Raw genomic sequence first — 12,172 nt, 5'->3', positions numbered from 1 at the left:
CGCCGCCTCCGTCCCTCACCTTCCTTGGAGGAACCATGGGCACACGGCTGCTGCGCCGATTCCGCAGCCCTGTCCTGGCAGCGCTCACCCTCACCCTGGCCGCCACCGGTCTCTGGGCCACTCCGGCCGGTGCCGCCCCCGAGCAGGAACCGGGTGTCACGCTGCGCGTCTTCGACGTGCAGGTGCCGCTGAACGAGATCTGCACCCTCAAGCCGGGGCAGACGCCGAACGTCGACAAGCTGATGCCCACCATCAACTGGACGTCGACCACCGACTTCGGCTTCGACCAGTACTTCGTCTCCCAGGTGCTCGGCAACGTCAACATCAGTCAGGCCGGCAGCTACACCTTCCGGCTCACCAGCGACGACGGGTCGAAGCTGACCATCGACGACACGGTCGTCGTCAACCACGACGGCCTGCACGGCCCGACGGCCAAGGAGGGCAGCGTCACCCTCACCGCCGGGCTGCACCCGCTGCGCATCGACCACTTCGAGCGCGACGGTGGGCAGCAGATCACCCTGGAGTGGAAGACCCCGGGATCGTCGTCCTTCGTCGTGGTGCCCAACTCGGCGCTGAGCACCGACGCCGGCGTCGTGCGGGTCACCGCACCGGGTAAGAAGGAGTGCGAGGGGGTCACCGACTCCCCGGGCGACGGCCTGCCGCTCAACGCGGTGCACCCCGGCTACACGCTGACCAATCTGCGTCCCAGCGGCTTCCAGCCCCAGGTCACCGGCATGGACTGGCTGCCCGACGACCGCCTGGTGATCACCACCTGGGGCGGCAGTGATCAGACCAACGGCGAGGTGTACATCCTTGACAACACCGGCGGCTCGACCGGGCCCGGCAGCGTGACCACCAAGAAGATCGCCGGTGGTCTCAAGGAGCCGATGGGTCTGAAGGTCGTCGACGGCGTGGTCTACGTGTCGGAGAAGCAACGGCTGACGAAACTGGTGGACACCAACGGCGACGAGGTCGCCGACCGCCTCGACACGGTCGCCACCTGGCCGTTCGGGGGGAACTTCCACGAGTTCGCCTTCGGCCTGCTCTACGACGAGGGGTTCTTCTACCTGAACCTGTCGGTGTCCATCAATTACGGTGGCGCCACCACCGATCCCCAGCCCGCGGCGAACCGGGGCACCACGATCAAGGTGAACAAGGACACCGGTGCGGTCTCCTACGTCGCCGGTGGTCTGCGTACGCCGCACGGTATCGGCTGGGGCCCGGAGGGCGGCATCTTCGTCACCGACAACCAGGGCGGCTGGCTGCCGTCGTCGAAACTGGTGCACGTCAAGCAGGGCCGGTTCTTCAACCACTACATGAACCCGGCCGGCCCGTTCGACGCCAACCCGGTCACCGCGCCGGTGCTCTGGATGCCGCAGAACGAGATCGCCAACTCGCCCAGCACCCCGCTTTACCTGAAGTCCGGCCGCTACGCCGGGCAGTTCGTCATCGGTGACGTCACCTACGGCGGCCTGCAGCGCGCGTACGTGGAGAAGGTCAACGGCGAGTACCAGGGCGCCCTGTTCCGCCTCACCCAGGGCCTGGAAGCCGGCGTCACCGAGGTCAACCTCGGCCCGGACGGCGCCATCTACGTCGGCGGGCTCGGCTCCGGCGGCAACTGGGGCCAGGAGGGCAAGCTGACGTACGGCCTGCAGAAGCTCACCCCGAACTCGACGAACACCTTCGAGATGCTGGCCATGCGAGCCACCGCAGGCGGCTTCGAGGTGGAGTACACCCAGCCGGTCTCCGCCGACACGGCCGCCAACCTGGCCTCGCACTACAAGGCCAAGCAGTGGCGCTACGTGCCGACCGCCGGCTACGGCGGCCCGAAGGTCGACGAGGAGACGCTGAGCGTCACCTCGGCCACCCTCTCCGCCGACCGGAAGAAGGTGACCCTCGCCGTCGACGGCCTCAAGACCGGGCGGGTGGTCTACCTGCGCTCGCCTCGCCCGTTCACCTCCGACAGCGGCCAGTCGCTGTGGAGCACCGAGGCCTGGTACACGCTCAACGCCATCCCCGGCGGCGGCACTCCGCCGCCCACCGGCGGCGGCAACCTGGCCCTGAACAAGCCGGCCACCGCGGACAGCTCCTGCGCGACCACCGAGGGCCCGGCCAAGGCCGTCAACGGCAGCGTGTCCGGCGGCAACAGCGACAAGTGGTGCTCCACCGGCACCAGCAAGTACCTCCAGGTCGACCTCGGCTCGGCACAGGACGTGAACCGGTTCGTCGTCAAGCACGCCGGCGCCGGGGGAGAGAACGTCGCCTGGAACACGAAGGACTTCACCATCGCCACCAGCACCGACGGATCGAACTGGACGACCCGCACCACGGTCACGGGCAACACCGCGAGCACCACGACGCACGACGTGACCACCCACTCCGCCCGGTACGTCCGACTCGCGATCACCGCCCCGACGAACACCACCGATCAGGCCGCACGCATCTACGAGCTGGAGGCGTACGGCCCGGCGGGCGGCGGATCGGGCACGATCACCGGCGTCGGCGGCAAGTGCCTCGACGTCAGCAACGCGGCCACCGCCGACGGCACGAAGATCCAGCTCTGGACCTGCAACGGCACCAACGCCCAGAAGTGGAGCCGCGTCGGCGACACTCTCCGGGCACTGGACAAGTGCCTGGACGTGTCCAACGGGGGCACTGCCAACGGCACGAAGGTGCAGTTGTGGACCTGCAACGGCAGCGGCGCGCAGGTCTGGCAGCCGCAGACCAACGGCTCGATCCTCAACCCCCAGTCCGGCAAGGTGCTCGACGCCGCCGGCGGCAGCACCGCCGGCGGCACCCAGGTCCAGATCTGGGCGTACAGCGGCGGCGACAACCAGCACTGGTCGATCAACAGCGGTGGCTCCGGACGCATCACGCTCTTCGACGGCGACGACCTGGACGCCTGGCAGAGCACCGGAGGCGGGGCGGCGACCTGGCCGGTGGCGAACGGGTCGATGGAAGCCGTGGGTGGCGATATCCGCACCAAGCAGAACTTCGGCGACTTCCAGTTGCACGTGGAGTGGTACGAGCCGACCTACCCGCCTGACGTCACGGGGCAGGCGCGCGGCAACAGTGGCATCTACCTGCAGGACCGGTACGAAATCCAGGTCCTCGACTCCTACGGCGACACCTCGCTGGACAACACCGAAGCCGGCTCCATCTACAGCCGCAAGGCGGCCGACAGTAACGCCGCGACCGCCCCCGAGACGTGGCAGACCTACGACATCACCTTCCGTGCCGCCCGCTTCGACGGCTCCGGTAACAAGACCGAGGACGCCCGGGTGAGCGTCCGCTGGAACGGCACCCTGGTCCACGACAACGTGGCGATCTCCAGCCCGACCGGCGGCGGTGCGGCCGAGACCGCGGCCCGCGGACCTGTTCGCCTCCAGGACCACGGCGACCCCGGCGCCAACGTCCGATACCGCAACATCTGGATCGAACCGCTGAACTGACCCGCACCGGCCAGCGGCAGGACGCGCCAGGCTGGCGGTGAGATGCGAGGGCCCCAGCCCTTCATCTCGCCGCCAACCTGGCGCAGCCATGACAGCGACAGGTACATCGTCCATCCCGCGGGACCGGGCCCTGATCGTCGCACCGCTGGGTCGACCAGGGCGCGTCGCAAAGTCCAGGCTGGTGGCCGTAGTGAGCGGCTGACGAGGGTTCGGGTCAGCCGGGGGTGAGGAGGCAGAACTCGTTGCCTTCCGGGTCTGCGAGGACCGTCCACGGGACATCGTGGTCCAGGTCGATGGCGGTGGCGCCGAGAGTCCGCAGTCTGGCCGCCTCGACCTCCAGGTCGTCACCTGGGTATGGGCGGACGTCGAGATGGACGCGGTTCCACCCGGTCTTCACGTCGGGTGTGCGGAGGAACTCCAGATACGGGCCGACGCCCTTGGCGGAGCGCAGTACCGCGTGGTGGTCGGTCACCTCGTGCACGGTCCAGTCCATGGCCTTGCCCCAGAAGCGGGCCATGGCTCGCGGATCCGCGCAGTCGACCACCACCGCGGCGATCGGTCCGGTGTCTCGGTAGAGCGGTCGGGGGTCCAGCACGCAGAACTCGTTGCCCTCCGGGTCGGCCATGACCGTCCATGGCACGTCGCCCTGGCCTACGTCGGCAGGTGTTGCGCCGAGATCCTTCAGGTGCGCCACCACCTCCGCCTGATGGGCCGCCGAGGTGGTGGCGAGGTCGACGTGCACGCGGTTCTTCACCGTCTTGGGTTCGGGGGAGACGATGAGGTCGAGGCAGACAGCGACGGGGTCGGGGTAGACGAAGCCCTCGGGTTCGAGGTTGGTCACGCCGGGTCCCTCGCTGGAGACTCCCCAGCCGAGCGCCTCCGCCCAGAAACCGCCCAGCGCGGAGTCGTCCCGAGCCTTCATGTTGATCTGCACGAGCCGTGTTGCCATGCCGGCGATGTTAGGGCCTGTCGAGTCGGCGGTGGTGCCCGAACTGAAGTGATCTTTCGGCCTGTCGAAGATCGGCACACGGACCTTCCCGGATGTCGTCCCGCCCAGCCGCCGCAGGCCACGCCGGCGCATCCCAGGTGCGACACGTGACGCACCTGGCGACCCTGAGCGCTAGGAGTGGTGTGGACCCGTGGCGGTGCTGGAGCTGCGGCCGGTGGTGGCCGATGCCATGGGCCTGCCGACGGTGCCGGCGCGACCGGCGGCGGCTGCGCCGGGACTACCTGCGCCGGGCCGCCGCCCAGGACGCGCTCCGCGACATGACCCGACCAGACCGCGACCAGACGTAACGCCGCGCACCCGACCGGCGCATGTAGACCGGATGCCGGTGCGAGCGTCCAGACGACAGGGGCGGAACACCCGACCCCTCCCGGCCCGCCGGAGGGTGGTTCCGCCCCTGTCGTACCTGGTGACCATTGACCAGCGCGAGTGCGTTGCCCGGCATGGCGACCCCAACCGACCCCCGCGACGACCAGGCGCGCATCCCCGCCCAGCCCACCCCCGAGGCGCCCGCAGGGTCCACCGCACCCGAGCCGGCCAGCCCACCCCGCCGGTCGCGGCGCCGCCTGTGGATCGCCGCCGCCGTGGTGATCGCGCTGGCCCCGGTCGGCGGGGTCGTCTACCTGCTCGTGCCGAGCGACGAGGAAGAGGCGTCCGAGCGCTGCCACGATCCTCCGCCGCAACCGGCGCAACTCCTCCAACTCAGAGGTGGTCGGCCGGTCGTCACGCTGACCCCGGTCGGCTTCATCCTGGCGGATCCAGTTGCGCAACGCCTCGTGATGCACACCAAGCTGCCGCGTCAGCTGGCGGATCACCGGCTACGGGTCCGACTCCCGATACAAACGCACCCCACTACCGGGGGAACCTCACGCAGCTAGGCACCCTCATCTGCCGCGCGCTTATGTTGGTGGCGTAGGGATCGGGTGTAGCCGGTCGGAGTGGTCGGCCGAGGAACGAGAGCAGTGCCGCAGGCGAGATGACGCTCGACGAGATGGCGGACGTAACGGTCGCCGTCCAGGCCGCCCGAATTCGCGACGAGCTCGCCGACGCACTCAAGATCAGAGTCACGGACCTGAAGGTCGCGCCGCCTCGCCCCGGCGACCTGTGGCTGCTCGCGATCGCGTTCGTGCTTATGGTCGGGGCGACCAGCGCCGCCGAGGGCGGACGTTCCTTCCTGATGATGCTTCCCGGATTGCTGCTCATGGCGACGGCGGTCTACCGTCTCAACCCGGATTTCGAGCGTAAGCCTAGGGTCCTCTCTGCCGTGTTGATAGCCCTGGTGACGATCTGTCCCGCCGGCGTGCTCGGCGGTGCGATCCAGGTCGAGATCCTTCATAACTGACCCCGGTGATGAACGACTTGAGCCTCACCCGTTTGGACGGATATCGAAATCTCTGGGCTGACGGCCCGCGAGAGAATGTTCCATTATGCACGGCGGGCAAGGAGGGTCGGCCGCGTCGGGCGTTCACGTTGAAGTTCACCGTCGGATTTCAAGGCGGAGGTCGCCGAGGTGTGCCGGCAGGGAGACCGGAAAATTGGTCAGGTCGCGCGGCACTTCGATTTGACCGAGACCGCGGTGCGAAAGTGGGTGTGGCAGGCTGACCTGGACGCCGGCACCCGCAGTAACCGGCTGACCGAGGCGGAGCGAAGGAATCGCGACGCTACGGCGGGAGGACCGGCGCCTTCGTGAGGATGTGGAGATCCTGAAGCGGGCCACGGCTTTCTTCGCGAAGGGCAGCCCCGGTGAACGTGTATCCGTTCATTGAGGCGGAGAAGGTCGCGCGTCGTAATGTCGCCGGTGCGCGACGTTGCAGGCATCCAGGTCAGCCTTCAACGCCGAACGGGCCGCCAGCCCGTCCCCTCGGGAACTGGACGACGCTGAGCTGACCGAGGCGATCGTGGCGGCGCACGACGAGTCGAACGGCGCCTACGGCGTGCCACGGGTCCATGCCGAACTGGCCAGCCGGGGACGCCCGCATCCTCGAGCGGTGCGAGCATACGCGGCGGCGAGGGCGTCGAACTCGGGCAGCGCGCACAGTGGTCGCTTGACCTCGCCGATTGGGTATTGCTGGTGAGCGTCGCCAGCCGAAGCGTGCTGTCGGGTCTTGCCAGTCGGACGGCGGCCGGCGGCTGATCCTGCGCATGTTGGCCGAGGAGGACCCAGTGACGCTGCTGCGCGACGTGACCGCCGAGTACCGCACCGGCGCTGGTGCGGTCGAGCTCGGTGGCGCAGTCGCGCTGCCAGTGCCGGGAGGTCACGCGGCCCTGGTACTCAACGGTCGACATCCGACGGTAGAACGCAAACCGCAGGCACCTCGCTGACGGGTATGCGGTGGCTGAGAGGTCCGCGGCTGGCTGTTAAGCCATTGGGTCAGAGATCCTCGCGATCGTCACTCTGGTTGTCCGGCACGCCGACACTTCTACGAAGGATCTTCGCGGTCGAGTCGGACAGGCAGTCCGCTGGCGCTGGTTGAAAGACTGTCGGGCCGGAGCCGGTGGTAGTCGGTTGCGCGGGCTGCTGCGGTGCTTCATGATCTGGGTCGTGTCTGATGTGAAGGGCGGTCTCCGCCCCATTCGATGAGCGGGCCAGCGCCGACGGGTGGATCGGCTGATCTGGCTTGGTTGGATGACGCTCTCCGCGCAGGTGATGTCAGTAGTTGTGGTCCTGCTCGGTCGAGGGCGTTCGAGGCGGTCGAGTTGGACCGCGGCGGCGAGGTGGTACGGCATCTGCTGGCCCGCGCTGTCGATCCTTCTCCGAATATCCGGCTGACGGTCCTGGCGTTCCTTGCCGACCTGTGTCCGCAGTTGGATCTGTGGCCGGCGGCCGCTGATGCCACGGCGGTTGCCCTCAGCGACCCCGATGAGCGGGTGCGACGTGCGGCGGCTTGGTTGTTCGCGGCGGCAGCCGGCGCGGACAAGGCGATCCGGGTTCTGTCCAGGTCGTCTGATCCGGTCGTGCGGACGGCGTTGGCGGAGGCGTTGTGGCTTCGGGTGCTGCAGCGAGGCGACCAAGGCTACTGGTGGGTCGACATGGTCGAGCAGATGCGGCGCGATGAGCTTCCGGCAGTGCGTTTCCTCGGCGCCTGCGCAGCCCTGCTGGCCGCAGACCCGCCCGATTGGCCGATCCTGGACGCCGCAGTTCGCGCCGACCTGGTGCCGGCCGCCGAAACACTCGGCGGGGAAGGCGGGCGGATCTCGTGGCGCGCCGGTGAACGATGGGCGATCGTCCTCAGGCGTAGGGATCGGGAGCAGGACGCCTACGCGGCGGTGGCGCAGTTGGTTGGCGCAGGCGAGGGGGAGTCGGTTCATCAGGCGGGTCTGGCAATCGCGGCGGAGGCGATGCGGACGTGGCGGGCTGCCCCGGCCCGGCTGGCGCCGGTGCTGTCCGCCGTGTTCACGGAGCCGGTCTCGACGGTGCGGACCGCAGCTGTCGCCATGGTGTGCGCATCGCTGACCGCGACGCGCCTGGTCGCCGATCAGCTCACGCGGATGCTGGCCGAGCCGGCCTTGTCGGCGACGGTCGCGGTGGCTCTGGGCTGCGTCGGGGATCCTCGCGCGGTTCCGGAGTTGCTGCGTCTGCTACGCGGTGCCGATCCGCATCCCCGGCTCGCTGACGCGCTCGCCACGGTTGCGACAGCGTCACCCGATCCGACGAGCCTGGTCCAGACAGCGCGGCAGGTGCTGGCCGAGCACCAAGCGCCCTGCCACGAGGAACAGCACTGGCACCGCTGTCCCGCGCTCGTGGCCGTGCACTGCCTGTCCGCACTCGGCCCCACCGCGGCCGACGCGGTGCCCGATCTGACTGCCAGGCTCGCCCACGCGATGGAGCGCGGTGTCCTGGCCGAGGGGCGGTCGGCGGTCTGTGCGCTCGAAGCGATCGGTTCTGCGGCCGCGCCAGCCGTGCCGCTCCTGCGACCGTTCGCCGCCTCGAACGATGCCGCGGCGGACCTCGCCGTACGCGCGTTGCTCGCGATCACTGGGGACCGGCGCATCGCGGACGACTACCTTGATGCCCGCCCGGAGAAGATGCGCCGTTGTCGTATCGCCTCGGACCTGTTCGACTGGCTGGCCCAGCACGGTGGCCTCACCGATCGGCAGGTCCGGCAACTGAACCACCTGTTCACCCAGCGGGGATGGGCCAGGTCAAGTTGGCGACCGCCTACTGGCGCCACCACGGCCCGTCAGTCGCTCCGATGCTCCTGAACACGCTTCCCGAGTACCTCGATGACGAAGCGTACGCGCAGCCCGCCATGAAAGCCCTCGCCGCGATGGGTCCACACGCGCAGCCGGTGATCCCCGTACTCGACCGTCTGATCGCTTCCCGGCACCGCGCCGCGGTGTACCTGGGCGACGTCGACGCCGAGATGCGCGCCGATGAGCAACTGCTGCAGCTCGCCCTGGCCACCCGCGCCCAGATCACCACCACACCCCACGTGACCGGTCACCGCGGCAGCCGCGGCCCGTCGACGCGAACCGATCCGTACAACGACCAGGAGGAACATCCCTGTGCCCAAGACCAGACGTGAGTTTGAACAGGAGAGGCTGCGCCGACGGCTGGAGGTCCTCCGGCTCCCCGTTACACCGCTGCGCCACGCCGGCTACCTGACCCCGCACCGGACCGACCTGCAATGGGAGCGGGTACCCGAGACGGTCGGTGTGGGTCCGGACAATCACGCCTTCGCCGTCTGGGCCAGCCGGGAGCATCCCCAACGGCGTCTGATCACCATTCATGACGGCAGCCGACAGCCGGTCCGGTCCGTGCAACTCGACGGGTGCATCCAACCCTGGTTCGTTCAGCCGCTACCCGGTGACCGCATCCTGCTCGTCCGCTCGCGCAACCGCGGCGGCGCCAACGCCGAGGTGTGGACCGCCGACGGGCATCGTGAACGTCGGGGTGACCTCGGCGACGCGATCGAGCACATGCTGACCACCCCCGCCGGCGCGATTTGGGCCGGCTACTTCGACGAGGCCATGGCCGGCAGTGGCCCCCAGACACACGGCCTCGCCCGCTTCACCCCAGACCTCGAACCGGACTGGCTCTACCCGCAGCAACCAGCAATGCCGGAGATCTTCGACTGCTATGCCCTCAACCTGGCCGAGGAGACAGCATGGACCTGTGCGTACACCCCGTTCCACCTCGTCTCCGTCACCGGCGACACGCCAACGGACCACGGCCCGGCCTTCTACCGCGGCGCGCACGCCCTGCTGACCGACGGCACCATCGGCGCGTTCATCCGGGGTCACGGACCCGAGTACGACCTGGTGACTCCGTTCCAGCTCGATGCCGCAGCGGTGACAGCTGCCGGTGAGCCGATCCGGCTCGTCCTGCCCGACGGCATGGAGGTACGTGGGGCTCGGACTTTCTGCCGCGGCCCGGAACTCCACGTCATCATCGGAGCGTCCTGGTACCGCACCGATCTCGGACTTCTCGGCCAGCGTTAGGGCTACCGCCGTGCCGACCTCATCGACTGTTGCCTTCCGGGCTCGGTTCGTAGGTCACGCGAAGGGTGTCCCGGATGGTGCACCAGTTGCGGCGCGTGAACGGCAAGCCATAGTGACGACGGCCGGGGTAACGAGTATGGCGGCAATCTTGGCGGCCGTGCTCCACTCCCGCGATCCAGTTCTGCGCGACCCTGGAGGCAAAGCCATACTCCTCGACGTGGCCGGTCCGGCGGAAGGGTTGGCCAGAAGGGCCAGATGCTGCGCAAAGTCGTTGACGGGATAGGGCACGAGGTTCGGGCCGATACCATTGATGATCTTGTCTCGTTCGGGATCGTCTTGTGGAGACCATCGGTACCCATGGCTAACGAGTAGTCGAGCATTCGCCGTACAGCAGCAGGCCCAGCCACACCGGCTTGGCCCGAGCGGCCGGGTCGGCTGCACCACCAGCCGCGCAGCCGCCGAAACTTGCACAGCCGGATCCGGCCGCCGCCCCTCCGCCATGCGCTCCTGACCGAGTCACCTTGCACCCGCCAGCCCATCCCAGACGGTCACCCGCCACCGTAGCCGTTGGCCCCACGGCATCGCCCCGGCATGCGAGGATCAGGAGATGGCGCTGGTCTCCGTCGATGCCCTGGCCGGATATCTTCTTGAGGAGGCTATCGCCTTCCTGCTCAGTTCGAACGGATACCGGCTCCTGGAGAACTCGGACGCTGACGAGCAAGCCTTGCGCCAGGCGGGACACGGTTTGCTCGTTCGTGGCCGGGGTGCTGACCACCAGGCTGACGTGCTGGGTGACCTGCTGATGCCGACACCGTTCTCGCTGCCGGTCCGGCTATTTGTCGAGGCGAAGAACCGCGGCTCGAAGGTCGGTCTAGCGGAGGTGCGCAACGCCCACGGCGTCATCGATGACGTGAACCAGCAGTACTCGACCCAACTGTCGACGTCCTACCGGCATCCGCTTCGCCGGTACCAGTACCGCTATGCGTTGTTTTCGGCGGCCGGTTTCAAGAAGGAAGCGCAGAGCTACGCGCTCGCTCAACAGATCTCGCTCGTCGACCTGTCCGGGCCCGCGTTCGAACCCCTCATCGCCACGGTGGAAAGGGCCGCGAGGCTGATCCGTGCCGAAGCAGTGAAAGCGGACCTCACCACCTTCCCTGTCCGGCAAGTACGACTGGCACTCCGAACTGCCTTCGACAGCGCAGGAGCCGAGATGACGGCTGCCGGGGCGCCCACCGACGGCGCGAACGGCGGCCTGCCCGCGGATGTGCTGGCGTCCTGGGCGGCCCGGGTGACCGCAGAGCTGCAAGATTCGGCCACCGGTGAAGGGCTCATCCTGGGCTTCCCCGCAGCACCGTTCATCCTGGCCATGCACCCAGACAGCCTGGAGGAATTCGAGGCTTTCATTGCCGAGCACGGCTCTGACATCCCGGTGGATATCCGTTTCGGCCGGGAAGGGGCTCGTGGGGACTGGGTCATCACCCCCGTAGAGGACCCTGAAGCTTTCCGGCTGTCGTTTGGTCTGCCCGGCGCGCTTGAGACCTGGCTGTTGTCCGTGCCCGAGCAGGAACGCCGGCGTGCGGCCGATGCGAGACGAACCTTGCTGTCGACGATCAGCCTGTTCCTGGAGGATCGGCTGGTCCAGTTGCGGTATGAGCCGGTGCAAGCGCCTCCCCGGCCTCCATCAGAAGACGAGGAGCAGGTTCAGGGTAACGCGGGGATTGACGCAGCCGATACCTCGTTCCTGCGACGCACCCTTCCGGCACGGCCGCGGCAGCGGAGACGTCCCGAGCCGCATATCGCGGTGGAGGGTCGGGCCGAGCGGGTGCCACATGACACTCGGGGCTGGTCGGCACGGGCAGCCGAGGAGCTGATGACCGCGCTTGACGACTCCTACCCGATCCGTGCAGCACTGATCCGTACCGCGGCGCGCCAGCACGGTCGGCTGGAGCGCGAACAGGTGTACACAATCGCCGAATTCACACCGGATCGGACGCTGCGCGGTCTGACGCGTCCTACTAATCGGATCACGGCCGCTCTTATCGAGCAAGGCCGTCTTCCCGAGAAAGTGGAGTATCCGTTCCAGACGGGCTACGACCACGGGGTCCAGGCGACTCACTTCACCGTGCCGCCCGACCTCGTGGCAGCACTTCGAGCGCTCGGGCCGCCACGAGGCATCTGACGAAACCCCCGCTACGCGCTGAGCCGGCAGCTAGTAGTGCTTTGTTAGGTCGGCGTGTCGTTGGGGTGCGCGAAGTGGTCCGGGTAGTTCGAT

10 protein-coding genes are annotated in these 12,172 nt (G+C 68.3%); 8 read left to right on the top strand and 2 right to left on the bottom strand.

Going from position 1 to position 12,172, the window contains the following annotated elements; translation table 11 throughout:
• Nucleotides 1-35 precede the first annotated feature (35 nt).
• The gene (locus tag V6U88_RS24940) at nucleotides 36-3,452 is read left to right on the top strand and encodes a family 16 glycoside hydrolase (protein ID WP_334456632.1); all 3,417 of its coding nucleotides are present in this window, start codon (nucleotides 36-38) and stop codon (nucleotides 3,450-3,452) included.
• 214 nt (nucleotides 3,453-3,666) lie between these two features.
• On the opposite strand, the gene V6U88_RS24935 is transcribed toward V6U88_RS24940, so the two are convergent.
• Both V6U88_RS24935 and V6U88_RS30360 read right to left on the bottom strand, forming a co-directional pair.
• Entirely contained in the window at nucleotides 3,667-4,401 is a 735-nt protein-coding gene (locus V6U88_RS24935; protein WP_334456631.1) for a VOC family protein, read from the bottom strand.
• Nucleotides 4,371-5,243: a hypothetical protein gene (locus V6U88_RS30360; RefSeq protein WP_442934693.1), complete on the bottom strand. Its 873-nt coding sequence runs from the start codon at nucleotides 5,241-5,243 to the stop codon at nucleotides 4,371-4,373. Before V6U88_RS30360 ends, V6U88_RS24935 begins: the two co-directional genes overlap by 31 nt.
• Nucleotides 5,244-5,434: 191 nt before the next feature.
• Between V6U88_RS30360 and V6U88_RS24925 the strand changes: the two genes are divergently transcribed.
• The 7 genes from V6U88_RS24925 (at nucleotide 5,435) to V6U88_RS24900 (ending at nucleotide 12,079) form a co-directional block, all read left to right on the top strand.
• The gene (locus V6U88_RS24925) at nucleotides 5,435-5,800 is read left to right on the top strand and encodes a hypothetical protein (RefSeq protein ID WP_334456629.1); all 366 of its coding nucleotides are present in this window, start codon (nucleotides 5,435-5,437) and stop codon (nucleotides 5,798-5,800) included.
• 466 nt (nucleotides 5,801-6,266) lie between these two features.
• Nucleotides 6,267-6,533, top strand: coding sequence for a transposase (locus V6U88_RS30355; protein ID WP_442934688.1), 267 nt, complete (start codon nucleotides 6,267-6,269; stop codon nucleotides 6,531-6,533).
• Between the two features lie 88 nt (nucleotides 6,534-6,621).
• The gene (locus V6U88_RS24920; protein WP_334456628.1) at nucleotides 6,622-6,780 is read left to right on the top strand and encodes a hypothetical protein; all 159 of its coding nucleotides are present in this window, start codon (nucleotides 6,622-6,624) and stop codon (nucleotides 6,778-6,780) included.
• 375 nt (nucleotides 6,781-7,155) lie between these two features.
• The gene (locus tag V6U88_RS24915; RefSeq protein ID WP_334456627.1) at nucleotides 7,156-8,661 is read left to right on the top strand and encodes a hypothetical protein; all 1,506 of its coding nucleotides are present in this window, start codon (nucleotides 7,156-7,158) and stop codon (nucleotides 8,659-8,661) included.
• On the top strand, nucleotides 8,652-8,984 hold the full coding sequence (locus V6U88_RS24910; protein ID WP_334456626.1) for a hypothetical protein: 333 nt from the start codon (nucleotides 8,652-8,654) through the stop codon (nucleotides 8,982-8,984). Before V6U88_RS24915 ends, V6U88_RS24910 begins: the two co-directional genes overlap by 10 nt.
• On the top strand, nucleotides 8,965-9,900 hold the full coding sequence (locus V6U88_RS24905; protein WP_334456625.1) for a hypothetical protein: 936 nt from the start codon (nucleotides 8,965-8,967) through the stop codon (nucleotides 9,898-9,900). Before V6U88_RS24910 ends, V6U88_RS24905 begins: the two co-directional genes overlap by 20 nt.
• Nucleotides 9,901-10,507: 607 nt before the next feature.
• Nucleotides 10,508-12,079 carry a restriction endonuclease gene (locus V6U88_RS24900; protein WP_334456624.1) on the top strand — a complete coding sequence of 524 codons (1,572 nt, stop codon included), beginning with the start codon at nucleotides 10,508-10,510 and terminating at the stop codon, nucleotides 12,077-12,079.
• Nucleotides 12,080-12,172 lie beyond the last annotated feature (93 nt).

It is taken from the genome of Micromonospora sp. CPCC 205739, assembly GCF_036906795.1.
Classification (GTDB): Bacteria; Actinomycetota; Actinomycetes; order Mycobacteriales; family Micromonosporaceae; genus Micromonospora.
Note: the sequence above shows the minus strand (reverse complement) of the source record. Positions and strands in the feature narration are given on the sequence as shown.